Origin of the sequence: Aeromonas sp. QDB17, assembly GCF_027705305.1 — a bacterium.
Taxonomy (GTDB): Bacteria; Pseudomonadota; Gammaproteobacteria; order Enterobacterales; family Aeromonadaceae; genus Aeromonas; species Aeromonas caviae.
Map to the genome: position 1 here is coordinate 65,102 of NZ_JAPDBP010000010.1, position 26,623 is coordinate 91,724.

General features: G+C 59.8%; 19 protein-coding genes. 12 read left to right on the plus strand and 7 right to left on the minus strand.

What is annotated here, in order from left to right:
- Positions 1–17: 17 nt before the first annotated feature.
- The 5 genes from OKC41_RS10375 (at position 18) to OKC41_RS10395 (ending at position 11,667) form a co-directional block, all read left to right on the plus strand.
- The gene (locus tag OKC41_RS10375; RefSeq protein ID WP_234922225.1) at positions 18–3,224 is read left to right on the plus strand and encodes an alpha-amylase family glycosyl hydrolase; all 3,207 of its coding nucleotides are present in this window, start codon (positions 18–20) and stop codon (positions 3,222–3,224) included.
- Positions 3,225–4,039: 815 nt separating this feature from the next.
- Positions 4,040–4,675: a YitT family protein gene (locus tag OKC41_RS10380; protein WP_010674548.1), complete on the plus strand. Its 636-nt coding sequence runs from the start codon at positions 4,040–4,042 to the stop codon at positions 4,673–4,675.
- Positions 4,676–4,940: 265 nt separating this feature from the next.
- Entirely contained in the window at positions 4,941–6,404 is a 1,464-nt protein-coding gene (guaB, locus tag OKC41_RS10385) for an IMP dehydrogenase (RefSeq protein WP_010674549.1), read from the plus strand.
- An 84-nt stretch (positions 6,405–6,488) separates the two neighbouring features.
- Entirely contained in the window at positions 6,489–8,078 is a 1,590-nt protein-coding gene (guaA, locus tag OKC41_RS10390; RefSeq protein WP_010674550.1) for a glutamine-hydrolyzing GMP synthase, read from the plus strand.
- A gap of 637 nt (positions 8,079–8,715) precedes the next feature.
- A complete protein-coding gene (locus OKC41_RS10395) occupies positions 8,716–11,667 on the plus strand; it encodes a KAP family NTPase (RefSeq protein WP_270671981.1) in 2,952 nt (983 codons plus the stop codon).
- Positions 11,668–11,917: 250 nt separating this feature from the next.
- Here OKC41_RS10395 and OKC41_RS10400 read toward each other — a convergent pair whose 3' ends face one another.
- The 5 genes from OKC41_RS10400 to OKC41_RS10420 all read right to left on the minus strand — a co-directional run bounded on the left by OKC41_RS10400 (position 11,918) and on the right by OKC41_RS10420 (position 15,647).
- Positions 11,918–12,745, minus strand: coding sequence for a methylated-DNA--[protein]-cysteine S-methyltransferase (locus OKC41_RS10400; protein ID WP_270671982.1), 828 nt, complete (start codon positions 12,743–12,745; stop codon positions 11,918–11,920).
- 51 nt (positions 12,746–12,796) lie between these two features.
- Positions 12,797–13,561 carry an SDR family oxidoreductase gene (locus tag OKC41_RS10405; RefSeq protein WP_201894144.1) on the minus strand — a complete coding sequence of 255 codons (765 nt, stop codon included), beginning with the start codon at positions 13,559–13,561 and terminating at the stop codon, positions 12,797–12,799.
- Positions 13,562–13,969: 408 nt separating this feature from the next.
- Positions 13,970–14,341 carry a DUF6616 family protein gene (locus OKC41_RS10410; protein WP_201894143.1) on the minus strand — a complete coding sequence of 124 codons (372 nt, stop codon included), beginning with the start codon at positions 14,339–14,341 and terminating at the stop codon, positions 13,970–13,972.
- The gene (locus tag OKC41_RS10415) at positions 14,338–15,120 is read right to left on the minus strand and encodes a HEAT repeat domain-containing protein (protein WP_201894142.1); all 783 of its coding nucleotides are present in this window, start codon (positions 15,118–15,120) and stop codon (positions 14,338–14,340) included. The genes OKC41_RS10410 and OKC41_RS10415 overlap by 4 nt, the downstream gene beginning before the upstream one ends.
- Complete coding sequence (locus OKC41_RS10420) at positions 15,117–15,647, minus strand: MarR family winged helix-turn-helix transcriptional regulator (RefSeq protein ID WP_201894141.1); 531 nt, start codon at positions 15,645–15,647, stop codon at positions 15,117–15,119. The genes OKC41_RS10415 and OKC41_RS10420 overlap by 4 nt, the downstream gene beginning before the upstream one ends.
- 260 nt (positions 15,648–15,907) lie before the next feature.
- Between OKC41_RS10420 and OKC41_RS10425 the strand changes: the two genes are divergently transcribed.
- Both OKC41_RS10425 and OKC41_RS10430 read left to right on the plus strand, forming a co-directional pair.
- Positions 15,908–17,278: a leucine-rich repeat-containing protein kinase family protein gene (locus OKC41_RS10425; protein WP_201894140.1), complete on the plus strand. Its 1,371-nt coding sequence runs from the start codon at positions 15,908–15,910 to the stop codon at positions 17,276–17,278.
- A gap of 110 nt (positions 17,279–17,388) precedes the next feature.
- Positions 17,389–18,036, plus strand: a complete 648-nt coding sequence (locus tag OKC41_RS10430) for a thiopurine S-methyltransferase (RefSeq protein ID WP_041215264.1) — start codon at positions 17,389–17,391, stop codon at positions 18,034–18,036.
- 284 nt (positions 18,037–18,320) lie between these two features.
- On the opposite strand, the gene OKC41_RS10435 is transcribed toward OKC41_RS10430, so the two are convergent.
- On the minus strand, positions 18,321–21,095 hold the full coding sequence (locus OKC41_RS10435) for an insulinase family protein (RefSeq protein ID WP_202042535.1): 2,775 nt from the start codon (positions 21,093–21,095) through the stop codon (positions 18,321–18,323).
- A gap of 162 nt (positions 21,096–21,257) precedes the next feature.
- On the opposite strand from OKC41_RS10435, the gene sixA reads away from it, so the two are divergent.
- From sixA to OKC41_RS10450, 3 genes are all read left to right on the plus strand, one after another.
- Positions 21,258–21,725: a phosphohistidine phosphatase SixA gene (sixA, locus tag OKC41_RS10440; protein ID WP_201894138.1), complete on the plus strand. Its 468-nt coding sequence runs from the start codon at positions 21,258–21,260 to the stop codon at positions 21,723–21,725.
- A 133-nt stretch (positions 21,726–21,858) separates the two neighbouring features.
- Positions 21,859–22,065, plus strand: a complete 207-nt coding sequence (locus tag OKC41_RS10445; RefSeq protein ID WP_005324080.1) for a DUF1107 domain-containing protein — start codon at positions 21,859–21,861, stop codon at positions 22,063–22,065.
- A 185-nt stretch (positions 22,066–22,250) separates the two neighbouring features.
- Positions 22,251–23,171, plus strand: a complete 921-nt coding sequence (locus tag OKC41_RS10450; RefSeq protein WP_039039040.1) for a DMT family transporter — start codon at positions 22,251–22,253, stop codon at positions 23,169–23,171.
- Between the two features lie 50 nt (positions 23,172–23,221).
- Here the strand turns inward: OKC41_RS10450 and OKC41_RS10455 are convergent, their stop codons facing one another.
- Complete coding sequence (locus OKC41_RS10455) at positions 23,222–24,838, minus strand: peptide ABC transporter substrate-binding protein (protein WP_103243215.1); 1,617 nt, start codon at positions 24,836–24,838, stop codon at positions 23,222–23,224.
- Here OKC41_RS10455 and OKC41_RS10460 point away from each other — a divergent pair.
- Both OKC41_RS10460 and fbp read left to right on the plus strand, forming a co-directional pair.
- Positions 24,838–25,224 carry a hypothetical protein gene (locus OKC41_RS10460; protein WP_158654833.1) on the plus strand — a complete coding sequence of 129 codons (387 nt, stop codon included), beginning with the start codon at positions 24,838–24,840 and terminating at the stop codon, positions 25,222–25,224. The two genes, OKC41_RS10455 and OKC41_RS10460, sit on opposite strands and share 1 nt — an antisense overlap.
- On the plus strand, positions 25,212–26,246 hold the full coding sequence (fbp, locus tag OKC41_RS10465) for a class 1 fructose-bisphosphatase (protein ID WP_029314452.1): 1,035 nt from the start codon (positions 25,212–25,214) through the stop codon (positions 26,244–26,246). The genes OKC41_RS10460 and fbp overlap by 13 nt, the downstream gene beginning before the upstream one ends.
- The last annotated feature ends 377 nt before the right edge of the window (positions 26,247–26,623 follow it).

Genomic DNA, 26,623 nt, shown 5'->3' on the forward strand with positions numbered 1-26,623 from the left:
AAAATAAAGGACTATCAATGGCTAGATGGATACTCGCGGCCGGATTGTTGGGAACCCTGATCACGGCGCCGAGCACGGCGGCGGAGTGGTTCTTCCGGGGCACCGCGAATGGATGGGCGGCGACCGCCATGACGTCGACGGACGGCGTCAATTTTGATACCTGTCAGCGCTTCGTGAGCGGGGATGCCAGCGGCGGCCCGCGCTTCAAGATAGACAGGTACGGCAACTGGCAGCAGAGCTACCCGGCGGCCGACTACGGGGTCAATGCCAACACGGCGTACCAGATCCGCATCAACGCGAGCACCCAGGCGGTGAGCGCGACGGCGGTGGCCAGTTGCGAGGCCTCGGGGTTTGCCAGCACCTTGCCGCAGCTCAACGTGCGCGGCACCTTCAACGGCTGGGCCAGCCTCCCCATGACCCTGGTAGGGGATCACCTGTGGCAGGTGGAAGCCTACCTGGATGGCAAGGCGAGCCAGCGCCTCAAGTTTGATCAGGCTGGGGACTGGGCCGTCAACTTTGGCGACAGCAACGGCGACGGCGTGCTGGAGAAAAGTGGCGGCGACATCTTCTGGAGCACCGTGGGCACGGTGCGCATCCAGGTCAACGATCAGACCCTGGCCTACAGCATCACCCCCCTTGGGGATGACAACCAGCCGCCGCTCGCGGTCATCACCCCGGGGGGGACGGTGAACGTGACCCAGGGGGCGTCGCTCACCTTGAGCGGCAGCGACTCCACGGATCCTGACGGCCAGATCGCGAGCTATCTGTGGAGCAGCGGCGAGACCACGGAGAGCATCGTCGTCAACACCACCCAGACCGGCACCTTCACCTATGGCCTCACGGTCACCGACGATCAGGGCGCCAAGGGCAGCAGCAGCGTGAGCGTGGTGGTCGGGGCAGGACAGAGCAGCGACAGCTGGTACTTCCGGGGCACGGCCAACAACTGGGGGCTCACCCCCATGACCAGCGAGGATGGCACCACCTTCTGCACCGAGCAGGCCTTTGGCAGCAACAACCCCCGCTTCAAGATTGACCACAAGGGGGACTGGACCGAGGCGTATCCGGCCCAGGATTACCTGGTCAGCGCCAACACCAGTTATCGCATCTGCTTTGACAGCCTGCGCAAGGCCATCGAGGTGGAGACGCTGGCCGGGGCCGATCTGCAGGCCCCCACGGTGACGGCCACCCCGTCCCCGGGGAGTTATGTGGACAGCCAGTCCATCACCCTTGGAGTGAGCGACGATCAGGACAGCGCCCCCGCCGTGCATTTCACCACGGACGGCAGCCAGCCCACCACGGCATCGGCCCGCTATGCAGGCCAGCCCCTGCTGGCGAGTGACAAGGGGAGCGGCACCGATCTGGTGATCCGCACCCTTGCCATCGACGCCAGCGGCAATCAGCGCGAGCAGCGCTTCGAGTACCGTATCGGCGAGCAGGGGGTGGCGAGCGGCGATTTTCGCGCCGAGAGCATCTACTTCCTGCTGACTGCCCGCTTCTATGATGGCGATGCCAGCAACAACTACTACAACCGGGATCGCTACAAGGCGGGGGATCCCCAGTGGCGTGGCGACTTCAAGGGTTTGATCGCCAAGCTCGACTACATCAAGGATCTCGGCTTCACCGCCATCTGGGTGACGCCGCCGGTGGAGAACCGCTCCGGCCTCGACTACCACGGCTACCATGCCTACGACTTCTACCGGGTCGATCCCCGTCTGGAGTCGCCGGGGGCGGGTTACCGGGAGTTCATCCAGGCGGCCCACGCCAAGGGGCTCAAGGTGATCCAGGATGTGGTGCTCAACCACTCGAGCCAGTACGGCCTGCGCGGCAAGACCTGGATCGATCGCCTGCCCGTCAAATACTACGTACCGGCGGGGTCGAGCCAGGGACTCATCAACAATGGTCCCTATCAGGGCAATCTCGGGGACTACGCCAGTGCCAACCGCTGTGACGACGACAACCCGGCGGCTCCCGACTGGTACAAGGCCCGCTGCCAGTCCGATCCGGCGGGCACCCAGCCCCTGGTAGACCCCAAGACAGGCGCCACCGTGCCGAGCGCAGGCTACAACCCCAACCGCTTCTTCGGCATCGACGCCCAGACCCTGGATCCCGCCTGGTATCACCTGGACGGTTTCATGTCCGGCGGTGACTGGGAGAGCCCGCTCGCCCTGCAGCGCAAGCACATGGCGGGAGACTGCATCGATCTCGCCACCGGCAACCAGAACGTCAAGGAGTACCTCAACGGCGCCATTCGTCAGTACCTCGACATGGGGGTGGATGCGATTCGTATCGATACCTTGAAGCACATCGAGCGGGACGAACTGCTGACCTATGTCCACGACTGGCAGGCCCACAAGCCGGGGCTGTTCGTCTTTGGCGAAAACCTGGTCAAGGGCACCGGCTGGGGCTCTGAGCTGGCCAATGACAATGCCTCGGCGGTGATCCGCCCCTGGTGGTACACCCGCACCACGGCCAACCCGGCCAATCCCCGTGCAGGGGGCGATTCCGGCCTCTCGGTGCTGGACTTCTCGCTGTTCTCCACCTTCCGTGACAACGTCACCCGGGGGAACTTTGGCGGGGTAGGGGGGATTTTCGCCATGGATTGGGTCTATGGGGATGCCACCAAGCTCATCACCTTCTTCCAGAACCACGACGTGGGGCCGGACAACGACTTCAAGTACCGCTACGGAGGGGAAGAGGGGAATGCGGCCATGACCTACAACCTGCTCTGGACGGCGCGGGGGATCCCGACCCTCTACTACGGGGAGGAGGTGATGTTCCAGGCGGGCAAGCCTCAGGATATCGACGGGGCCACCATGACGGTGGATCAGACCGGTCGTGCCTACTACGGGGATGTGCTGGACAACCCCGCCACCCCGAGCCACCCGCTCTATCAGCACATCAAGCGCCTGAACCAGATCCGCAAGGCGGTGCCCGCCCTGCAAAAAGCGCCCATGAGCCAGGTGAACGAGTGGGGCAGCGGCATCAGCTTCGTGCGTGATCTGAGCGCCCAAGGGAGCTACGCCGCCGTGGGCCTTGCGGCCAACTCGGCCCAGCAGATAAACCTGAGTGGCCTGAAGAACGGCACCTACACGGACGCGGTAACCGGTGCGAGCCAGAGCGTCAGCAACGGCAGCCTGAGCTTTGCAGTGCCCGCCTATTCGGCGCGGGTCTGGGTACTGAACGGCCCGGGCAAGGTGGGCGCTGACGGCAAATACCTCAAGTAAGGAAGCCCTGTCACAGGGTGCAGCGAGTCGGCCTTCGGGCCGACTTTTTTATTCTGCCTTCTGCCTTCTGCCTATGCCTGAATGGATGCCCCATCCTGATGGGGCTCTGGCTCTGGCTCTGGCTGCGGGGGCTGGTGGATGGGCAGACCTGTGGACTTGCGACCAGCATGCTCATGGGCAGGGGGCTAGAGGGAAGGGGAGTGGTGCATCCGCCGCCCGAGTCACTCCATGCTCTGCATATTGCAGTGCTCATGGCAGTGAGCAAAGCGGTGCCCATGTCGCCTCTGCGCCGCGGTGCAAGGCAAACTGTGCCACTCGGTTGATCTATATTGGTGCAATTGCACTTTATTGGTGCGCTCCATCCACATCCGCCCCTGGAGCCCGCCCCGAAGAAACACGCCGTATAGCCCTCGGGCTTATCCTATGACAGGCATCATCCATGCTGTAAAGTGGCATGCCATCGGCATGATCCACCGAAAAACCTGGTTAATCAGGGATGACAGCGACATGTTTTTCAGTTGATTGGGTAAACATGCTGATCCGACTCGGAAGTCGATCCCAGGACTGGCATGATCTATCTGTTTCTTGATAGATATGCGGAATTTAAATTCGATTTTTGATGTTATCTCGGACTCTTGTTTTGATTGGCGCTCTTTTTGCTGTGACTTGTCATGCCCATGATGGCGATGTCAGGGGCAGGGGGCCGCAAGGGCGGGGGTGGGGACGGCAAGGTGAACGGGTCGCTGCCATCAGCCTCAACGCGGCCTGGTTGTCGGGCAACGGATGCCACCATCAAATCGGATCTAAGGAGTCATATGGAAGGTGAAATGACCATGCAGCCAGCGGCCGCGGGCAGGGGGCTGGCCCATACCCTCAAGGACGATGTCTACGGCATGGTGCTCGGGGTGATGTTTATCGCCGTGGGGCTCAATCTGCTCAAGTGTTCCGGCATGATCACCGGCGGCATCGCGGGCATCGCCCTGCTGATCGCCCATGTGAGCACCCTGCCCATCGGCGTGCTCTTCTTCCTGGTGAACCTGCCCTTCATGGTGTTCTGCTACGTCACCATGGGGCGCGCCTTCACCCTCAAGACGCTGATCGTCAACGTCGCCCTCTCGGCGGCCACCCAGGCGGTGCCGCTGCTGCTGACGGTGAGCTATGTCCACCCCCTGTTTGCCGCCCTGGTGGGGGGAACCTTCCTCGGCATGGGGGTCTTGTCTCTGGCGCGCCACAATGCCTCCGTGGGGGGCACCGGCGTGGTGACGCTCTGGTTGCAACGGCGCACCGGCATCAATGCGGGAAAGAGCCAGATGGTGCTGGATGTGCTGGTGTTTGCGCTCTCTCTGCTCACCCTGCCGCTTCCCCTGCTGCTCTGGTCAACCCTGAGTGCGCTGGCCATGAACGCCATGCTGATGAACTGGCACAAGCCGGGCCGCTATCAGGGGAACTGACCCCCGGTCTGGCTGACGGCTGTGAGTGGAAAAAAGGCCGTTCCGGGAGACTGGCGGCAGAAAGGGGCTCAACGGCAAAAAAGATCATCTTGTCGGGAAAAACGGCATGGTTACGGCTGAATTTATTGGTTTTTTGCCCTGTTGGTGGCGTTAAATCGGGCTACGCCATAAAAAATTCAAAAAACTTCTTTACCACTGCCCAATGCATGAGTAAAATTTGTCGGCAATATTTTACACCCCCACTCCTCAACGGTGAGATATTGCCATGCTCAGGATTGCCAAAGAAGCGCTGACCTTCGACGATGTACTGTTGGTTCCAGCCCACTCCACTGTTCTCCCCAATACCGCCGACCTGCGTACCAAGCTCACGTCTGCGATCACGCTGAATATCCCGATGATCTCCGCTGCCATGGACACAGTGACCGAAGCCCGTCTGGCTATCGCACTGGCTCAGGAAGGCGGTATCGGCTTCATTCACAAGAACATGTCCATCGAGCAGCAGGCTGCCGAAGTGCGCAAGGTCAAGAAGTACGAGAGCGGCGTGGTCAGCGACCCCGTTACCGTGCGCCCTGACATGACCATCGCCCAGATCAAGGAGCTGAGCCACAAGAACGGTTTCGCCGGTTACCCCGTGGTGACTGACGGCAACCAGCTGGTGGGCATCATCACCGGCCGTGACGTGCGCTTCGTCATCGATCTCTCCCAGACTGTCGAACAGATCATGACCCAGAAAGATCGTCTGGTGACCGTGCGTGAAGGGGCCCCTCGTGAAGAGGTGGTGGCTCTGATGCAAAAGCATCGCATCGAGAAGGTGCTGGTGGTCAACGGCGACTTCAAGCTCAAGGGCATGATCACCGTGAAGGACTTCCAGAAAGCCGAGCGCAAGCCCAACGCCTGCAAAGACGAGCGTGGCCGTCTGCGGGTCGGTGCCGCCGTCGGTGCCGGTGCCGGCAACGAAGAGCGCGTCGCCGCCCTGGTGGAAGCCGGTGTGGACGTGCTGCTGATTGACTCCTCCCACGGCCACTCCCAGGGCGTGCTGGATCGCATCAAGGCGACCCGTGAAGCCTATCCTGACCTGCAAATCATCGGCGGCAACGTCGCCACTGCCGCGGGCGCCAAGGCGCTGGTGGAAGCGGGTGTCAACGCCGTCAAGGTCGGTATCGGCCCGGGCTCCATCTGTACTACCCGTATCGTGACCGGCGTGGGCGTGCCCCAGATCACCGCCATCTCCGACGCCGTTGACGCTCTGGAAGGCACCGGCGTGCCGGTGATTGCCGATGGCGGCATCCGCTTCTCCGGCGACGTGGCCAAGGCCATCGCCGCGGGCGCAAGCTGCGTCATGGTGGGCTCCATGTTTGCCGGTACCGAAGAAGCGCCGGGCGAGATCGAGCTCTACCAGGGCCGCTCCTTCAAGTCCTACCGCGGCATGGGCTCTCTGGGTGCCATGTCCAAGGGCTCCAGCGACCGTTACTTCCAGACCGACAACGCCGCCGACAAGCTGGTGCCGGAAGGGATCGAAGGGCGCGTGCCGTACAAGGGCCGCCTCAAAGAGATCATCCACCAGCAGATGGGCGGCCTGCGCTCCTCCATGGGTCTGACCGGCAGCGCGACCATCGACGACATGCGCACCAAGGCCGAGTTCGTGCGCATCTCGGGCGCCGGGATGAAAGAGTCCCATGTTCACGACGTGACCATTACCAAAGAAGCCCCCAACTACCGGATGGGCTGATGAAACGGGGCTCTGCGCCCCGTTTTTCCACCCTTTTTTTATCCCGTGCTTTTTGTGACAACATCAGCCTGATGCAGGAATAAAATGACTAAAGACATTCACGCCCACCGTATCCTTATCCTGGATTTCGGTTCCCAGTACACCCAGCTCATCGCCCGTCGCGTCCGTGAAATCGGCGTCTACTGCGAGCTGTGGGCCTGGGATGTAACCGAAGAGCAGATCCGCGAGTTCAACCCGAGCGGCATCATCCTCTCCGGCGGCCCGGAATCCGTGACCGAGGCGGGCAGCCCGCGCGCCCCCGAGTACGTGTTCAACGCCGGTGTGCCGGTGTTCGGTATCTGCTACGGCATGCAGACCATGTCCGAGCAGCTCGGCGGCAAGGTGCAGTCCTCCAACCTGCGTGAATTCGGCTATGCCCAGGTCGAAGTGCTGGGCCAGTCTGGCAAGACCAGCGCCCTCTTGCGCAACATCGAAGACGCGATTGCCGACAACGGCAATGCCCTGCTGGATGTCTGGATGAGCCACGGCGACAAGGTCACCGAGATCCCCGCCGGTTTCACCACCATCGCCCAGACCGCGACCTGCCCCCACGCCGCCATGGCCGACGAAGCCAAGCGCTTCTACGGCGTGCAGTTCCACCCGGAAGTGACCCACACCCGTCAGGGTGCCCGCATGCTGGAGCACTTCGTCAAGGACATCTGCGGCTGCGAATGCCTCTGGACCCCGGCCACCATCATCGACGACGCCGTTGCCCGCATCCGCGAGCAGGTGGGTGACGACGAGGTGATCCTGGGCCTCTCCGGCGGCGTGGACTCCTCCGTGGTCGCCATGCTGGTGCACCGCGCCATCGGCGATCGCCTGACCTGTGTCTTCGTCGACAACGGCCTGCTGCGCCTGAACGAAGGCCAGCAGGTGATGGACATGTTCGGCGATCACTTCGGCCTGAACATCATCAAGGTTGACGCCGAAGAGCGCTTCCTCTCCGCCCTCGCGGGCATTGACGAGCCGGAAGCCAAGCGCAAGACCATCGGCCGCGTCTTCGTCGAAGTGTTCGACGACGAGTCCAAGAAGCTCAAGAACGCCAAGTGGCTGGCCCAGGGCACCATCTACCCGGACGTCATCGAATCCGCTGCCAGCAAGACCGGCAAGGCCCACGTCATCAAGTCCCACCACAACGTCGGCGGCCTGCCGGAAGAGATGAAGATGGGTCTGGTGGAGCCGCTGCGCGAGCTGTTCAAGGACGAAGTGCGCCGTGTCGGCCTCGAACTCGGCCTGCCCTACGACATGCTCTACCGTCACCCCTTCCCGGGTCCGGGCCTGGGCGTGCGCGTGCTTGGCGAAGTGAAGAAAGAGTACTGCGACCTGCTGCGCAAGGCTGACGCCATCTTCATCGAAGAGCTGCGCAAGGCCGACCTCTACAACCAGGTCAGCCAGGCGTTCGCCGTCTTCCTGCCGGTGCGCTCCGTCGGCGTTATGGGCGATGGCCGCAAGTACGACTGGGTCATTGCGCTGCGCGCCGTCGAGACCATCGACTTCATGACCGCCCACTGGGCTCACCTGCCGTACGACTTTCTCGGCCACGTGTCGAATCGCATCATCAACGAGATCAACGGCATCTCCCGCGTGGTGTACGACGTCTCCGGCAAGCCGCCCGCAACTATCGAATGGGAATAAGCGGTTAACGCCTCTCCCTGCGATCACGCAAAACTGTCAAAAAGGCGCCCTTGAGGCGCCTTTTCTTTTTCCAATCGTTTGCGAGAAAATTTTGCTCCTGGCGAAGGGGTGAGGGCTCTGTTGCCAATGTTGTCGTGGTGAGTGCCCGAGTCGATCGGCAGAACCTCATCTATCGCATCCACACACGGCGGCAGGTTGTGGTTTCTCCGGGCAGAGGAAAGGCTTTGCTGCATAGCCTCTGAAGGCCATCCACGAGTGTTATGCCCAGAAAGTTAAGTGCCACTGTGTCCAGCATCAAAAGATGGGAAGGGAGCACTCCTTCAAAATCCCCCCAAGTGATAGCAGGCGTACCAGTTACCGTTTCAAATGCAAAACCATGGTGCCGCTGCCCAACCCGATCCACGGGGAAGCCGTGGTGCAGATCTTCCAATCCCTGGATGGTTCGGCCCATATCACCGCCATCACCCCGATCTGATTTGGCTACGGGGCAAAGCGGGGAGGGGTCATAGCCTCCAACCAGTTGGCTCCAACACCCAACAATAAGAAAGACACCCGAGTAGTGTCTTTTCATTTTCATATCGTTTGCGTGGTAAAGTAGATTTCCTAACACTGCAAGTAACATCGAAAGGAGAAGTCGATGGCGAGTAAACCTTCAGCGATGAAGATGCCCGAGTTATTAGTTTTCGCGAGGATGCTCTTTATTGGCTTTGTTGGAGCTGAAGTCGCACGTATCTTTTTTCTCTTGGGAACTAGCTTCGCACAGCAAATTGTTGATATTTCTCTATGCCTAAAGGTAATTGGAATAATAACTGGTTTGTGTATTTGTCTGCTTTACGCTGTCAAGCGAAATGCTCACTTGGCAGCTATGCGTATAGTTCGTAGTTATCGTATTGATTTATTTGCAGGTGTAGTTATTGGCGCTTGGTCAAGCAAATTAGCCTCACCTTGGTTTGCAAAGTTTCATGCAGCGTTACAATCCGCTGATCCACATTGGGCTCCTGCTATTCTCATTTTTTTCTGCGCTATGTTTCTATCACCAATTTTGCAAAGTAGAACACGCGCTGAAAAAATGACTTCCCAGCTCTATTTCATAGCAGATGAAGAAATTGACGATAGAAGTGACGATATTCTGACAAACGAACTTCAGGCTAAATCGTTTGCAGAGACTGTTCTTTCAAGTGGTTCCAATCCGGGATTGATCTTTGGGGTTGATGGTCCATGGGGCGTAGGAAAAACGAGTTTTATTAATCTAGTTGAGCGTTATTGGGAAGATGCTGATGACAAGGTTCTTGTTTGTCGATTCGAGCCGTTACGCTATGCCTCTGAACCTGATCTTGCTGACCGCCTAATTCGTGATCTATCAGCTGTGATTCAAGACAAGGTATTTGCGCCAGAATTTAGACCGGCAGCTTCGAGATATTCCCGCCTTATCAAAGGAAAAACAGATATTTCATTCTTCGGGTTCAAGCTTTCGCTAGAGCCCTCTCAGGAAACGATCGATGAACTTCTCGATGATATTGATGATGTTTTGCGCCGTATCGATCGACGTGTAATTATAGTAATTGATGATCTAGACCGTCTGGACGCGAAAACAATAAACAGTGTTTTGTTTGCAACGAGGAGGACTTTCAAGCTGTCTCAGGCAACATATGTTCTTTGCTATGACACCGAAGTGCTTACTGGTAATAATGAAGAAGGTGAAAGAGCGCGCGAGTTTTTAGAAAAGTTTGTAACGGTAAAGTTAAGCCTGTTCGTAGATAGCTCTAGTCTCAGTAATTTTTTGCGGCGAAATTGGCAAGATAGTAATGAACAGCTTAGCCTCGTTCCTTCTGATACCATGTTCAAGCTCGGTACCATTCTTAATGAGCTTGCAGATATTTTTGATGGTGTTTTAGCTTCTGACTATATGCCTTTGGTTGGCAATTTACGAAAGTTAAAACGATTCATTAATGCAATGATCTTAATGCAAATTGAGAAAACAGACTTGGGGAGAACAGATTTCAATAACAGAGATCTTATCAATCTTATATTGTTGTATCTTAATTACCCTGGTTTGTTTAGACGTATTTATGTAGAAGAGACTGAAGGTAGAAGTGGCTCATTTTCAGTTCAGAAAGATCCCCAAAATAAAGGTTTTATAAATTCAAATGTTTTTTCAGAATTGAAAGATAACTTGCCAAGACCTGCTCGATTTTTATTATCTCAGCTATTTGATGTGAGTAATGTGGACATTGGTTTTAGCAGTGATATCGATGAAGCTGAACGCCGAACTAGAGCATGTTTTAATAGTAGTGGCTTTAGAAATTTAGAGGCATATCTAAAACTCATTGTTCGGTTTTCAACACCCGAACCACAACAGACATTTATTCTTTACCAAAAAGCAGTTGCACGGGTTAAAAATGGTTCGTTGATTACGTCAATACTAACACTACCGGATTTTGAGTTGACCAATGGAGAATATTCTCATGATCAATTTTGGCGTGTTTTAGTCAACCAATCTCATGAACTCACAAATACGCAGGCAGCGGATGCGATAAATACGCTTATTGCGTACATACCACATTACTCAATGTTCAATAATAATGATCAGGGGTTGCGTCAGCGTTCAATTTACTCTTTATTGCGATTGCTGAATAGCGTCGGTTGGGGCAGTGGGTCTGGACGGCGGCTATCAAATAGTTCCGAAAATGTCATAGAAATTGCGTGGCGATTATTTGGAGAAAATATCTATCAAGGTAATGGCATACTGCGGAAGCTTATAAGTTCTGAACGTGGTGCTCTTGGTTGGTATGACCTCATGATATTTAGGCTAGAGTGCTCATCTGATCGTGGTGGTCAATTATATAATTTGCAAAGAGCACTTATTGTTCATCAAGATAATAATGCACCTACATCAGGGCTTGTAAGAGATCTTGCTTTGATGGAAATGAGAAAATTCTCACAGGAGGTCTTCTTTCTCTTCAAGCAGACTTATATCGATCAACAGAAAAACTTTTTTTCAGAAGTCAATGATGTGCCAGTGGATGTTTATCTTGGTTCGGCTTATATTAAATTTATAGAAGAGGCATTACAAGACCCGACATTAGCAGAAGAGAATTCACTCGCTCGAAGAGTTGCTGTTACACGTAATATCGTAAAAATATTCGTTATATATCAACTTAGTAACTCAAATCCTCCTGATGGTTCAGGCGTAGGTTGTGGGTATTACGATGAGAGCGGGAGTGGGGATAATGGTGGAATCGCTCGGTTAGTAAACAACTACGTATTTGATATATGCTTCAATCCTGATAACGATGAAAGAAATATATTTCTATTCCTTGATTACTGTTTGTCAAACCTAAGCAGTACATTTTTCTTGGGTAGGAATGACGATGGCTATATTGCCACCAGAGAAACAATTTCAGGTGGTTTGGATCCAATAGCGATGGGGAGTTATTGGGTTAAAAATCGCGAGCTGATCCGAGGACTTAAGCTAAATACTAGCGAGAGATGTGTATTTACATCAAATTATACAGCGTTCTATCGTGATGATCTTGATGGAGTATTCGCAGTGCTTGATGAACTGGCTGCTGAATGTTCTATGTCATGATTGATTACTCGTTACAGTACCGTAGGGTGCAATGAAATTGCACCCTACGTGTCTCTTTGTCAATTCGATGGGAGTGACATAGCTGAGCGCCATGCCTTGCCAAAGCAATAAAAGGGGGTGATCTGCACCCCGATTCTTCTTATGTCCCCGTTTTATATCGCCACACGCTTATCTGGCGCAGTCGGATTGTCTGCTGACTCACTACCAAGATTCCTGTTCTCCTCATCAGGCCGGGCAGAAAAGGCCGAGTTCACTCATACCTTGCCGCTTCCCAGGCGTGTATCGCCTGTTTGCGGGTCTCGCCCCAGTGATAGCCGCCGAGCTTGCCGTTTTGCTGGATGACTCTGTGGCAGGGGATCATCAAGGCGACGGGGTTGGCGCCCACCGCCAGCCCCACGGCGCGGGCGGCCTTGGGGTTGCCGACGGCGCTCGCCACCTGGGCGTAGCTCACCACCCTGGCGGGCGGGATCTGCAGCAGCGCCCGCCAGACGCTGATCTGAAAGTTGGTGCCGCTCACGTGCAAGGAGAGGGGGCGATCCGCCTTCTTGCTGCTATCGAACATGGTGTGGATGACCCCCTGGGTGCGCGATGGCGCTTCTCGCAGCTCTGCCGCAGGCCAGCGCTGGGCGAGGGCGGCCAGGGGCGCCTCTGGGGCCTGGTCATCGAGAAACGAGAAGTTGCATACCCCCCGCGGGGTCAGGGCGACGAATGCCTGGCCGAAGGGGGTGTCGTGCACCCCGTGATCGATCACCAGCCCGGCCCCGCGCTGTTTGTATTCGCCCGGCGTCACCGCTTCGAGCTGCACGAAGTGATCGTAGAGCCGCGATCCGCTGCTCAGGCCCAGGGTATCGGCCACCTCCAGCAGCGGGCGCGACTCCTGCAGCAGCGCCTTGGCCCGCTCCAGGGTCAGCACCTGCAAGTAGCGTTTGGGCGTCACCCCGGCCCAGCGGCTGAACAGCCGCTGGAAGTGAAAGGGGCTTAAGTGAACGTGCGCCGCTATCTCGTCCAGGGTGGGCTGGCGCGCCACCTGGCTTGCGATAAAACGGATGGCATCGGCGATGCGGGCGTAATCAGACATAAGGCGCTCTCACGATAAGTTGGCAGCCGCAGTATCTTGGGTGCGACAAGGTCATGTGCGACAAATAGATACCCCACCATCGGCCAGCAGGGCAATGCCGGTGGTAAAGCTGGATGCATCGGACGCCAGATAGAGGGCCGAGCGGGCGATCTCCTCCGGTTGGGCCAGCCGTTTGAGGGCATGCATATGCTGCACAAAGGCGAGACTCTCCGGTGTATCGGTAAAGGCCCGCCCCATGGGGGTGTCGGTGCCCCCCGGCAGCAGGGCGTTGACCCGCACCCCTTGTGCCCCATATTCGGCGGCCAACACCTGGGTCAGACCGATCAGACCCGCCTTGCTCGCGGCATAGGCCGCCATGCCGGGCAGCCCCAGGGTATGGCCGACGAAGGTGGAGGTAAAAATAAGGGAACCGCCCCCGCGTGCCTGCATGGCGGGGATCTGGTACTTGGCCCCCACAAAGGCGCTGGTGAGGTTGGTATCCAGGGTCTCCTGCCACTGCGCCAGTTCAAGCCCCGGCACGCTGCCCGGTGTCCCCGTGGTGCCGGCGTTGTTGAAGGCGATATCGAGTCCGCCGAAACGGGTCAGCGCGAGATCCACCAGGGCGCGGGCATAGGTTTCACTTTTCACATCTCCCGCCAGGCTCACCGCCTGGCCCCCGAATTCCCTGATCTCCTCCACCAACGTATCCAGCTCGGGCTGGCGGCGGGCGCCGACGACGACGCTGGCCCCCTCCCTTGCAAACAGGATGGCGCTGGCGCGACCGATACCGGAGCTGGCTCCCGTGATGATGGCGACTTTGTTGGACAGTAATGACATAGCAGTTCCCTCGAGAGATGTGCATGGCGCCAGGTGGCGACGCTCATGCAGGGTTGGCAGACAAGTGGATGGGTTCAACCCCCTCCTGGTTCAACCCTCCTTTGGTTCAAAGCTTTGGGGGTCGAAAGCACTGTTGGTTTGAAAGCACTGTTGGTTTGAAAGCACTATGGCGGCGAACCTTCGTCACGACGACCCGGATCTTGCTCACTTTTCCCATCGGCGATGGGCCATCACGGCATCAGGAGATATCAGCGTTTTATGAAGTGAGTGGGAAGGGAGCGGGGTGGTGGCGCCGCTTTCCCAGGTGGTGGTGACCTGGGTTTGCAAGGGCAGGGCATGGAAAACAGTGCCACCGGTGTCGGCGGCACTGATGCAAAGCCTGGTGGGATAACGCTCTTTTAGGGGTTATCAGGCCAGGGCGGGGCTGGATGTAGCTGCGCAGGGCAGGGCGGCCAACTGTGCAAGGTGCTCGCCCAGGGGGACCCCGGCGCCGGTGGCGTTGACCGTCTCGAAATAGTCGTGCCAGCCCGATGCGGCTATTCCCTGGACGAGGGCCTCGATGGCTGCGGCATCCGGCCCGCGCCAGATGGCGAAGAAGGGGTGGGGCGCACCATGGAGGGTGGCAGCATCGGTCTCGCCCAAGGCGATGGGCTCCACCCCGAGGGCGGCGAGGTTGGCCATGCCTGTGCCAATGGCCTCGAAGAACTGCTGACGAGCCGTCTGGCTCAATGCCAGCCAGGCGGGAGTGGGGGTGTAGAGCTCTGCCAGATAGTGGGTCATAGGGGTTCCTTCGGGAGTTGGCCCTTGCGCAAGGTGCGCAAGGCGCGTTGACAAATCCGGGTTGTCGCGGGACTGGGGCTTTCGCGAGACCAGCGCGCGCAGAGGTCAGTGACCCACTGTGGCCTGTCTTTGCTCGCATCGTTCAGCCAGTTGGCAACGGAGTCCTGCACATAGGGGGCGGGATCGGCCTTGAGGGGCTCGAGCAGCATCAGGGCCTGCTCCGGCGCTTGTCGCAGGGACGCAAGATGGGTACACCAGACGCCGCGGGGCCGGGTCGCTTCGCTGGCAAAGCGTCGCAGTCGCTCGGACGGCTCCACCGTCCAGGGCACCAGGGCGGCAATGGCCGCCTCGAGCTGCGCAGCAATGGTCGTTCGCATTGCGAGCCAGGCCCACTCGCGCACCCCAAAGTGCGGGTCATCGGCGAGGGGGCGAATGAGGGCCAGGCGGTCGCTGAGCGACAGCCCCTCGCTCGCGCCCACCATGAAACAGGCCCAGCCCCGCACGGTATCGGAGGGATGACGGCTGAGCGCCGCAAGATCCCTCGTGCCGTTCTCGGTCAGGAGCAGCCTGGCGGCCAGGGCCATGCGCCGGGTAATGCCCTCCCCGGATGCAGCGTGCATCGACGCCAGCGCCTGGGGCCCGAGCGAAGGCAGGGTGCACTGCATCAGGGCGGCAAAATTCACCGCCAGGCATTCGGTCAGGTTGCTTGCCTCAGCCTCTCCCCGGTTGAGCTGGGCGAGGCGTGAGGGGGCGATATCCGTGATGCGGCTGCGTGTCATGGGTGCTCCTCTGTGGTGGCCTCAGTGCAGCCTGCCCGGGATGAGAGGACATTGAGCCAGGCCCGCTTGAGCAGGGTACTCAGGGTCTCTCGCTCTGCCTGATCGAACCCGGCAAACAGGGAGCCTATCCACTGGCTGTGCTCATCGAGCAGGTGCTGCGCCAGGGCCTGGCCCTGCTCTGTCAGGCGCACCGAGATCTTTCGCCTGTCCTGGCTGTCGCTGTGGCGAGCCAACAGGCCGTCCCGTTGCAGCCCGTCGAGCAGGCCGGTGATGGTGGCCCGTGTGACCCCCGCCTTGTCGGCAAGCTCGTGGGGGGCCAGCCCTTGTGGCAGGTCGCGCAGCAAAAACAGCAGCACGAACTTGCCTTCGGAGAGGCGGTGAGGGGCCAGGCGCGCCGCGCACGCCTGATCGATGGCAGCGGCGAGGGTCAACACCTCAAAGCAGACGCGCATGTTTTGGGTGTCCGCGTGTCCGCGGCGCTCTGCATCCTCGAGCAGGGCGAGGTGTTTCTGTTCCAGCGTGATCATGATGGTGAGTCTCGAATGACTTTATATGGCGCCATACTATATGGCGCCAATCAAATGATCAACCACCCAAGCGCGCGACCGGGATGGTTCATGGCAACGGGGAGCGGGAGTGTGGCGATGGGGGGCCTTTGCAAGAGAAGGCTTTGCAAGAAAATCGGCCATCTTTGGCCGTCATTCCTTATAATGCCCCTCCTGTGTGGTCTGGGGGGAGTGCCCCGCAGTGAGCCACCGCAAGCCCGAATGTTGATAGAGACGATCCCATGCATACCCTGGAACAGCTTCGCGCAGGCGAACTCTGTGGCGCCCGCCACCTCAAACTTGCTGAAAACCTCGCGGTGTTCCCTCCCGAGATCCTGAGCCTCAAGGAGACCCTGGAGGTGCTGGATCTCACCGGCAACCAGCTGAGCGAGTTGCCTGACGAGCTGGCCGAATGCAAGAAGCTGCGCATCCTCTTCTGCTCCGAGAACAACTTCACCGAACTGCCCGAGGTGCTGGGGCGCTGCCCTGCGCTCACCATGGTGGGCTTCAAGGCCAACCGCATCGCGACCGTCCCGGCCGCCTCCCTGCCCGCCAGATTGCGCTGGCTGATCCTGACCGACAACGAGATAGAGACACTGCCCGGAGAATTGGGGCGCTGCATTGATCTGCAAAAGCTGATGCTCTCTGGCAACCGGCTACATGAGCTTCCCGAGACGCTTGCCGGTTGCCACCGTTTGGAGCTTTTGCGCATCGCCGCCAATCGCCTGCCAGCGCTGCCGAGTTGGCTGCCCTCGATGCCGCGTCTGTCCTGGCTGGCCTTTGCGGGCAACCCTTTCTGTGATGAGCAGGCGTGTCTGAACGGCACATCGGAGTTCACTACCGAGATCCCCTGGCAGGGGCTCTCACTGGGGGATGTGCTCGGGGAGGGGGCATCCGGCGTCATTTATCGCGCCGAGTGGGCGAGTGCCGAAGGGCCCGGGGCGGTGGCGGTCAAGCTCTTCAAGGGGGCCGTCACCAGCGATGGCTTGCCCCTGAGCGAGATGACTGCGTCCCTGGCCGCCGGTCGTCATCCAAACCTGGTCGGTGTGATGGGGAGAGTGAGCGATCATCCCTCCGGCATCCCGGCACTGGTGATGCCCCTGATAGACCCCGCCTTCTCCACCCTGGCGGGCCCCCCGAGCCTGGACTCCTGCACCCGGGATGTCTATGGGGTGGATCTGAACTTCACCCCGGCCCAGGTGATGGCCATGGTGCAAGGGGTGGCTGCGGCCGCCCGGCACCTGCACGAGCGGGGCATCCTCCACGGCGATCTCTACGCACACAACCTGCTGTACTCCTTGCAGCCCGCGATGCCTCACTCGTCGCAGGAGGCGCCGGGCCGGGTGCTGCTCGGTGACTTTGGTGCCGCCTCCTGTTACGACCGCGCCGATGAGGTGCTGGCCGGGCGGCTGGAGCGCCTGGAAGTGCGGGCCTTTGGCTGCCTGCTGGCCGAGCTGCTGGCGCGCTGTGATGGGGGGGACGCCGACCTCGACCCCCTTCATCGACTGGCCGGGGAGTGCGGCTTTGAGGTGCCTTCCCGGCGACCCACCTTCGCGCAGATCCTGACCCGGCTGGCAGCGATGGCGACAAGCCTGCCTGGGGCCGTGGCCTGAGGCCTGCCCATCGTGGGCCTTCTCTTGCACAGGGGCGGGATCATGGGGCTTGCGCCACTTCGGTGAAGTTGTGATAGTGATGCACCATTGCAGATGACGAGAGGAAGATGATGGAAGCGGCATTTTGGCACCAGAAGTGGAAAGAGAACCGGATTGGCTTTCATCAGGCAGATTTCAACCGCTGGCTGCAATCCTGGTGGTCAGCCCAGCAAGGGAGCGACCCTGTGCTGGTGCCCCTTTGCGGCAAGTCCCGGGACATGCTCTGGCTGCGTGAGCAGGGGCATCCAGTGGATGGCTTCGAGCTCTCCGAGCTCGCCATTACCCAGTTTTTTGACGAGAACAACCTGAGTGCAGAGAGAAGCGAGGTGGGTCCCTATCAGTGCCACCGGCACGCCGATCTGCGCATCTATCAGGGGGACTTCTTCGCCGCTCCGGAGCTCGGGCAGCGTTATCGCCTGGTCTATGACAGGGCGGCCCTCATCGCCTTGCCGGGCGCCATGCGCCGCCAGTATGCCGCCCTGATGAGCCGCCTGGTGGAGGCGGGGGGGCAGGTGTTGCTGGTGACCCTCGAGTATCAGCCCGAGCAGCAGCAGCAGCCGCCGTTCTCGGTGGGGGAGATGGAGGTGCGCACCCTGTTTGAGCGCGACTTTGGTGTCGAGGTGCTGGGCCGGGGGGCTGAGCTGGATCACCCCAGGGTGCTCTCGGGGCAGCTCTCCTATTTCGACGAGGTGGCTTACCGGCTTATCCGCCGGGGCTGAGAGGGCGCGAGGCCGCTGCCAAGGATGGAAGTGACGCTTGTTTTACCTCCTTTGACATAGATCAACGTGGAAAATCAGGGAAATGCCTAAGATGAGGCTGTTTCTCAATCACTGCTGGTGCCGACCGGTGAGCTCTGGTTTGAACGCCGGTCGAACATCAACCCAGTGTCTGATTTTCACGCTCATGTTCACTTTTGGCGGCTCTGGTCGCAATTGATTATGGTTTTTCCAGCCGACCCCACGGGGTCGGCTTTTTATTGTCTGCGCGTTGCCAACAGGGGAGGTCAGCCTTCAAAGGTGGCGGCGTTGAGCCGAAATGCCCTGGGATCGTCGACAAACTGGCCGGTGATCCGCTCGTCGTGCTCGTGGCCCAGGCCATAGCTGCAGAGGATGAGGCGATCCGAGGTACGGGATCTCAGCTGGGTGATGAAGCGCACCAGATCGGCACGGCTGAGCCTGCCCACCTCCTCGCGTACCCGTTCGCGCTGATCAAAACCCAGATCCTTGTTGCCGATGCTGACCCAGAGCCGCTGGCCGCGGCTGCGCAGGTTGGCATCCCGCTCGCTGAGCTGGGCCTGCAACCCCGCCTTGCTCTCCTGCCACTGCTGCTCGGTGAACTCCAGCATGGCGAGCGGGAAGAGATCGATGAACTCCTCCACCGCATCCAGCAGGATCTGCGGCCCCGCCACCGGCGACTGGATATAGAAGATGAGACCGGGATGGCGGTTGAGGGGCAGGTTGCCGGCTCCCACCACGTAACCGAGCTGCTGGCGGGTGCGCAGCTCGTGGAAGAAGGTGGATGACATGATGTGGTTGGCCAGGGTGAAGCAGGCGAGATCCCGCGCCCGGGTGGTGCGCGACTGGTAGTAGACCAGCAGCGCCGAGTCCTCGTGATCGCACCCCTGCTCGCGAATGAGGGTGCCTCTGTCCTGGATGGAGATGAGGGGGCGGCGGGTCTCGGCGCTGGGCTGGCTGTTGGCACCGAGGTGGCGCTCCAGCAGGGCCGCGAGTTCGAGGGCCTCGGCGGCCGTCCAGTCTCCGTGTACCAGGGCCTCCAGATGCACCCTGGCAAAGAGCTCGGAGACGAAGCCGGGCATCTCCCCGAGTTCGACGGTGCGCAGGTGGCGCAACAGCTGCTCGAAGGGCGGGTTGTTGGGTTGCAGCAAACTGGTGAGCTGGTTGAACAACTGGGAGATGGGGCGGGTCTTGGACTGGTTCTCCCAGTTGCGGATTAGCTGCTCCTTGATCTCGCTAAAGCGGGCCGGATCCGGATACCCCAGGGTGCGGTTGCCGAGGATCATGTCGAGCAGCAGCGGTTGCTTGTCGGCAAAGCCGCTGAGGTTGATGGTAAAGCCCCCCTGATGGGCATAAATCTGGTAGCCAAGGCCCGCGAGCTCCGCCGGGTAGGTGAGGGCGTTGAGGTGATCCGTGAGCAGTTCCACGGCCAGACGCGCCATGGCGATGTGACGCGGGCTCTTGACCGCATGTTCGCTGTCGACGGAGATGTAAAGGCTGCCCTTGGGCACGCTGAACTGATGCTCGTGCAGGTGCCAGAGCCGGAAACCGGGCCTGTCGATGAGGCAGGACGGCATGTCGGCGGGCAGCGCCGGCAGACGGGCGTCGAGGCGGGTGCTGATGAAGGGGTTGGGCGCCGGCAGGTGCAGGGCGGGATCCGGTTCACTCTGCTGCCAGCGGATCTTCTCGGCCTCGCTGATGATCTGGACGCTGTAGGGTGTCTGGTACCAGCGGGCGAGGCGATCCGTGCTCACTTCCGGGGCCTGGATGGTCACTCGCAGATTGTGGGGGGTCAGCTTGGCGAGGAAGCGCCGGATCAGCGGCTCATCGAACTCGCGCATCATGTAGTCGCCGTAGAGCAGATCGTCCGGCCCGTAGCTGAACAGGTTGAGCACGAGGCCGGAGACGGTGTCGAGGGCCCGGCCCCGCTCCTGGAAGCGGAAGGCGGATTCCAGCACGCTGCGCTTCTCCTCATAGCGCCAGGCCTGCACCCCACCCCGCTCGATGAGCTTCAGATAGCCAAACAGGGCGGCGATGATCTCGTCCACATGCTCAAGCCCAAGGGGGGTGAGGCCAAAGCTCACGCCAAAGTCCTTGAAGTTGGCGCCGCTGATGCCGCCGCCGGCGGCGAGCTGATTGACCCAGCCTCGCCCCTTGAGCAGGGAGAGCAGGCTGCCTTCCCCCTCATAGCCGATGAGGTGGCTCAGGAAGGTGAGGGGTTTTTTGTCGTAATACTCATCCACGCACGGCAGCGGGAAGGTCAGCGCCAGCTTGCGGGTCTCCTTGACCGGGGTCAGCTGGATGCGAATGCCGAGATCATCGAGCCGGTAGAGAGGATGGCTCAGTACCGGAGGGCCGAGGCGGCGATCCGGAATGGCACCAAAGAAGCGATCACACCAGGCCAGCTGGGTCTCGATGGGTGCCGGTGAAAGCATGACCAGCGCCATGCGATCCGCACTGTAGTGGGTTTCGTAGAACGCAATGAGGTCCGAGCGCAGATCCCGGCCGGGGAGATCCGCCAGGGTGTCGAGGTTGCCCACCGAGAATTTGGAGAAGGGGTGGTCCGGATTGACCGTCTCCTTGTGCACCTGGTAGCTGCGGCGCACGTCGTCCTGCAGCTTGAGGCGGTACTCGGAGTCCACCGCGTTGCGCTCCTTGTCGACCCACTCCGGTGCAAAGGTAGGGCAGATGAAGAACTGGGAGAACCGGTCGAGCCCCGCCTCGAAGAAGCCGTTGTCGATGTCGAAGAAGAAGTTGGTGAACTCGGTACCGGTCCAGGCGTTGTTGCTGCCACCGTGGCGGCTCATGAATTGCTGGTATTCACCGGGTTTGGGGTAGGTGCGGGTACCGAGAAACAGCATATGCTCGAGGAAATGGGCCATGCCCTGGCGATCGGCAGGATCGTCGAAGTGGCCGGTATTCACCGCCAGGGAGGCGGCGGACTTGTCGGTCTCGGGATCACAGATCAGCAAGACCCTGAGCCGGTTTGCCAGCTCCAGATAGTGATACCGCCGATGGTCATTGGGACTGGCATATGGGCTCATTGGGGAGGGGCTCGCGGTGAATTTATTTGAATTTAAACATGATTATCGACCCCGCTATCTTGCGAGGCAAACCCTTTTCTGAGAGGTGGCGCAATTGTTTCCCCCGGCATGGCGGGGTAAGATCCCCCCGCTATTTAAACAGGCCCCCTGGGCGAGGTTGTAATGAAAATCTACATCATGCGTCATGGCCAGGCTGGCATGAACGCAAAGACTGATGAACAGCGTCCACTGACCGAGCAAGGCATCGAAGAGTCCATCCACATGGCGGGCTGGCTGGCTCCCCAACTGGCAGGCTCCCTGAACCTGGTGATCCACAGCAACTACCTGCGTGCCAGACAGACCTGGCAGGCCATCGCCCCCGAGTTGCCCAAGGCCCTCAAGGTCGAGGAGAGCGGCGACATCACCCCCTATGGGGACCCGGCTTTCGTGGCGAGCTACCTCACGGAGCTGGCGGCGGAGCATGACAACATCCTGATGGTCAGTCACCTGCCGCTGGTGGGGTATCTGGTCCAGAGTCTCTGTCCGGCGGCAGGGGCCCCCATGTTCGCGACGTCCGGGCTGGCCTGCATCGAATGGCAAGATGGCAAAGGAGTCTTGCTCTGGCTGGAAGGACCGCATACAATACGGTAAAAGTTAATAATAAGTTACAGTTTGGTTTTTTGGGGAAGAGAGAGTCGATTTTTCCGGTTTTTTATATAAATTTAACGGAATTATTTCGCATAAGCTGCTGTCATACGGATACAACTTCAAGAGGTTGCAAACGATGAGAGTGTTCAAGAAGTACCTGCCACTGATGGTGGCAAAACATGTCAAAACCTTCTTCAAGGGGCGGATTTACATCCACGGCAGGGGGCGCTTCGATTTCCAGTCGGGCTTGCTGATGATGCCATTGCAAGCCGATATTCCCCATCGCCAGACGGTGCTCGAGGTCAATGAACTGATTTCAAGGCTCCACATGGATGCCGCCTGAGGCGCCTCAGGCTGACCCTGGTCCCCCTCATGCCCGCCCCTGTGCGGGCATGATTGTTGATGGCGCCTGGGCGCGGCGCCAACCGTTCGCGTCATGGCGCTTCTTCCTGCGTTGGCAGGCTTGCTTATCCTGATTGCCTCTCTATACTCGCGCGCAATACCCGCCTTTTTATTCTGGATATCGCAATGCCCCTTGCCTTCCTGTTTCCCTTCTCCTGCATGGCCATCTGGGCCGGCAATGGCATCGTCAGCAAGCTGGCGGTCGGGGTGTTGTCTCCTGCGGCGCTCGCCTGGTCGCGCTGGATGGTGGCGGCCCTTGTGCTGACCCCGTTTCTGGCTCACCGGGCCTGGCGCGAGCGCCGCAAACTGCGGGCCGGTTTCTCGAAGCTGGCGGTGCTGGCCCTGCTCGGGATGGTCTTGAACCAGACCTTTGGCTATTACGCGGCCCAGACCCTGGGTGCCACCGAGATTGGCCTGATGATGGGACTGACCCCCTTGATGACGGTGCTGCTCAGCATCTGGTTGCTGCGCGAGCGGCCCACCTGGGGGGCGCTGCTGGGAGGCGCCATCTCCATTCTGGGGCTGGCGATTTTGTTGGGGCAGGGGGATCCGGCCCGGCTGCTGACCCAGGGCATCCATATCGGTTCCGTCTACATGCTGCTCTCGGCGGCCACCTATGCGCTCTACAGCGTGCTGCTCAAGCGCTGGGATCTGGGGCTGGACAACTGGTCCATGCTCTACGGTCAGGTGCTGTGCAGCCTCCTGTTCCTCACCCCCTTCTATCTGCTGGTGGACGGGCACTGGCCCGATGGCAGCGCCCTCTGGCTCATCCTCTATGCGGGGATCCCGACCTCGGCCCTCTCGCCCTGGCTCTGGATGCAGGGCATTGCCCTGCTCGGGGCGAGCCGCACCGCCATCTTCATGAACCTGTTGCCGGTGATGACGGCCGCCCTTGCCATCAGCTGGCTCGGGGAGCGGCTCACCAGCTATCACCTCATCGGTGGCGGCATGACCCTGATGGGGGTGCTGCTGGCGCAGTTGCTGGTGAGGCCCGTGACGGTACGAAGACGCGCCCGGCTCGCGGTGGCGGGCTGTCAGGAAAAGTAGGATAAAAAAAGACCGCCATCGAGGCGGTCTTTTTGGTTCGGTGCCCAGCGTCACTGCGCCGTCAGATAGAGCTCCTTGGCATAGACCAGGTCTTGCGGGTTCTGGTAGGGGTAGCCCTTGACGTTGGGTTTGAGCAGCCGTGATTTCACGTAGAAGTAGACAGGGGCGATGGGGGCCTCCTCGTCGATCAGCACCTCGGCCTGCTGATAGAGGCGGTTGCGCTCGGCGGGGTCCTTGGCGTCATGGGCCTTGGCCAGGAGGGCGTCGTACTCCTTGTTGAACCACTTGCCGCTGTTGGCGCTGCTGCTGGAGGTCATGATGTCGAGGAAGGTGGAGGCATCGTTGTAGTCTCCGTTCCAGGAGTAGCGGCTCACCCCGAAGTCACCCTCGTTCAGGGCCGACACCATGGTCTTCCACTCCATGTTGTTGAGCTCCGCCTTGACCCCCAGGTTGTGCTTCCACATGGAGGAGATGGCGAGCGCTATCTTCTTGTGCCCCTCGTTGGTGTTGTAGAGGATGTCCACCGTCAGCGGCTTGTCAGGGCCGTAACCCGCCTCGCCAAGCAGCGCCTTGGCCTGCTTGATGCGCTCTTCCTTGCTCATCAGCTCGCTGGCGGGGCGTTTGAGCTCGAAGCCGTCCACGCTCGGCGGGGTCAGGCTGAAGGCGGAGAGCTGCCCCTGTCCCAGGATCTTCTCCGTGATGGTGTCCCGGTCGATGGCAAGAGAGAGTGCCTTGCGCACCCTGACGTCGTCAAAGGGTTTGCGCTGGGTGTTGAACACGTAGTAGTAGGTGGCGAGCATGGGGGCGCTCACCAGCTCCTCCGGGCTCTGGCGCTTGATCTGCTGATACTGCTCCAGGGGATAGGTGGTGTAGTGCAGCTCGCTCGCACGATAGCGGTTGTAGGCCGCGGTATCGGAGACGATCTCCAGATAGATCACCTTGTTCAGCACGGTGTGCTCGTTGTCCCAGTAGTGGGGGTTGCGCTCGGCGATGAGGCGCTCGTTCGGGGTCCACTCCTTGAGGGCGAAGGCGCCGTTGGAGACGATGTTGGCCGGTTTGACCCACTCATGACCGAACTTCTCGATGGTGGCCTTGGGCGCCGGGAAGGTGGTGTAGTGGGAGAGGGTCTTGAGGAAGAAGGGGACCGGGTTTTTCAGGGTGATCTGCAGGGTGTAGTCATCGAGCGCCTTGATCCCCAGGGCATCCGGGCTCTGCTTGCCCTGCACCACGTCGCTGGCATTGGCGACGCCGGTCAGCTCGATGAACCAGGCGTAGTTGGAGGCGTTCTTGGGGTCCGCCGCCCGCTGCCAGCCATAGACGTAGTCCGCCGCCGTCACCGGCTCACCATTGGACCATTTGGCATCGGGTCTGAGCTTGAAGGTGTAGACGGTGCCCGTGGCATCGAGCTCGTAGCCAAGGGCGCCCGCCGCCTGCAGCTTGCCGTTGCCATCCAGGGTATAGAGCCCCTCGAACAGATCGTTGACGACGTCGCTGCCCGCGCTCTCTTCCACCATCTGGGGATCGATGGAGGCAGGCTCGGTGCCGATGTTGCGCACGAACACTTGCTGGGTGGCTGGCAGAAGCTGGGTGCCTTCAGGCACCTGGGCGGCGAGGACGGGGAGGGTGAGCAGAGCGGCAACCGCCCCGGCGATAAGCGACTTTTTCATTGAATATCCTTATGTTTTTTTGCTTCCAAAGCGCAGCCAGTGTGCGGGATTGGGGGGCAGATCTCAAGAGGGGAGCCTCTGGCGCAACATTGCCGGGCGCCAGGGGGAGCAAGGCGGGCAGCCGCGTCGGCCCGGATGCATTCTTGTCACGAATTAACCCCCCAAAAGATGACGGATGGCACCCTTGTTTCACGCCGAAAGCCCGTGGTGGCGCGGTTTTCTGGCGATTTAAAGAACGGCTTAATTCGCTGCAAAAACAAAAAACAGGCGTTACATTGGGTTACAAAACAACGCTGCCGGGGATCGGCACTTTTTTTGCCGACACTTGCAAACGTTTTCAACGGCCAACGGAAACGATCTTAAAGGAACAAGAATGCGAAACATGATCACCATGGGCGAGTTCATCGTCAAAAAGCAGGCGGACTACCCGACCGCGACCGGCGAGCTGACCTCCTTGCTCAGCTCCATCCGCCTGGCCGCCAAGGTGGTGAACCGGGAGATCAACAAGGCGGGTCTGGCGGACATCATCGGTTCCATCGGCGCCGAAAACGTGCAGGGCGAGGTGCAGCAGAAGCTGGACGTCTACGCCAACGAGCGCTTCAAGGCGGCGTTGGAGGCCCGTGGCGAGGTGTGCGGCATGGCCTCTGAGGAGGAGGAGGACTTCGTCTCCTTCGATTCCGAGCTCTCCCGTCACTCCAAGTACGTGGTGCTGATAGACCCCCTCGACGGCTCCTCCAACATAGACGTCAACGTCTCGGTCGGGACCATCTTCTCCATCTACCGCCGGGTCAGCAAACCGGGCGCCGGGGTCACTCTGGAGGACTTCCTGCAGCCGGGCCACCGTCAGGTCGCGGCGGGCTACGTGGTCTACGGCTCCTCCACCATGCTGGTCTACACCACCGGCTTTGGGGTCAACGGCTTCACCTATGACCCCTCCATCGGCTGCTTCTGCCTCTCCCACGAGAACATCCGCATTCCGGAGGAGGGCAAGATCTACTCCATCAACGAGGGCAACTACATCAAGTTCCCGGACGGGGTGAAGAAGTACCTCAAATACTGCCAGGAGCGTGACGAGGCGACTCACAGGCCCTACACCTCCCGCTACATCGGTTCCCTGGTGTCGGATTTCCACCGCAACCTGCTCAAGGGGGGCATCTACATCTACCCGTCCGGCACCAACTCCCCGAACGGCAAGCTGCGCCTGCTCTATGAGTGCAACCCCATGGCCTTCCTGGTGGAGCAGGCTGGTGGCAAGGCGTCCGATGGCTTTGGCCGCATCATGGACATCCAGCCTACCGCCCTGCACCAGCGCACCCCCTACTTCGTCGGGTCCACCAGGATGGTGGAGCGGGCCGAGGCCTTCATGCGGGAGTTCTCCGCCCACGAGGATCCGGCCAACCAGGGCTGAGCCCGGGCCAGCGTCCCTTCGTCACGGGAGCCGTCAAGGCTCCCGTTTTTATTGGCGTGCAGGCGGGTGTAGCCAGGTTGATATGCTGACGGACTGACGGACTGACGGACTGACGGACTGACGGACTGACGGACTGACGGACTGACGGGCTGACGGGCTGACGCGGCGCCTCGGTTGTCGCGGTGCAATGGCTGGTGGCCCCCTTGCCGGGATACCTGGTCTGGATACGTGGGCGGGATAAATACGGCACGGGCCATCTGCGGGGCTATCGAGGCGCGTTGAACCCGTTTTTTGCCCACAATCATCCCCACATCCATCTGTTTTTTAGATGGGTGATGACTCAATGTATCGCATCAGTGGATGGATTCGGCGGCAAA

Bases quoted from the DNA above. Each gene is read 5' to 3' on its own strand.
- OKC41_RS10375 (WP_234922225.1), top strand. From the start codon at position 18: ATGGCTAGATGGATACTCGCGGCCGGATTGTTGGGAACCCTGATCACG.
- OKC41_RS10380 (WP_010674548.1), top strand. From the start codon at position 4,040: ATGGAAGGTGAAATGACCATGCAGCCAGCGGCCGCGGGCAGGGGGCTG.
- guaB (WP_010674549.1), top strand. From the start codon at position 4,941: ATGCTCAGGATTGCCAAAGAAGCGCTGACCTTCGACGATGTACTGTTG.
- guaA (WP_010674550.1), top strand. From the start codon at position 6,489: ATGACTAAAGACATTCACGCCCACCGTATCCTTATCCTGGATTTCGGT.
- OKC41_RS10395 (WP_270671981.1), top strand. From the start codon at position 8,716: ATGGCGAGTAAACCTTCAGCGATGAAGATGCCCGAGTTATTAGTTTTC.
- OKC41_RS10400 (WP_270671982.1), bottom strand. From the start codon at position 12,745: ATGTCTGATTACGCCCGCATCGCCGATGCCATCCGTTTTATCGCAAGC.
- OKC41_RS10405 (WP_201894144.1), bottom strand. From the start codon at position 13,561: ATGTCATTACTGTCCAACAAAGTCGCCATCATCACGGGAGCCAGCTCC.
- OKC41_RS10410 (WP_201894143.1), bottom strand. From the start codon at position 14,341: ATGACCCACTATCTGGCAGAGCTCTACACCCCCACTCCCGCCTGGCTG.
- OKC41_RS10415 (WP_201894142.1), bottom strand. From the start codon at position 15,120: ATGACACGCAGCCGCATCACGGATATCGCCCCCTCACGCCTCGCCCAG.
- OKC41_RS10420 (WP_201894141.1), bottom strand. From the start codon at position 15,647: ATGATCACGCTGGAACAGAAACACCTCGCCCTGCTCGAGGATGCAGAG.
- OKC41_RS10425 (WP_201894140.1), top strand. From the start codon at position 15,908: ATGCATACCCTGGAACAGCTTCGCGCAGGCGAACTCTGTGGCGCCCGC.
- OKC41_RS10430 (WP_041215264.1), top strand. From the start codon at position 17,389: ATGGAAGCGGCATTTTGGCACCAGAAGTGGAAAGAGAACCGGATTGGC.
- OKC41_RS10435 (WP_202042535.1), bottom strand. From the start codon at position 21,095: ATGAGCCCATATGCCAGTCCCAATGACCATCGGCGGTATCACTATCTG.
- sixA (WP_201894138.1), top strand. From the start codon at position 21,258: ATGAAAATCTACATCATGCGTCATGGCCAGGCTGGCATGAACGCAAAG.
- OKC41_RS10445 (WP_005324080.1), top strand. From the start codon at position 21,859: ATGAGAGTGTTCAAGAAGTACCTGCCACTGATGGTGGCAAAACATGTC.
- OKC41_RS10450 (WP_039039040.1), top strand. From the start codon at position 22,251: ATGCCCCTTGCCTTCCTGTTTCCCTTCTCCTGCATGGCCATCTGGGCC.
- OKC41_RS10455 (WP_103243215.1), bottom strand. From the start codon at position 24,838: ATGAAAAAGTCGCTTATCGCCGGGGCGGTTGCCGCTCTGCTCACCCTC.
- fbp (WP_029314452.1), top strand. From the start codon at position 25,212: ATGCGAAACATGATCACCATGGGCGAGTTCATCGTCAAAAAGCAGGCG.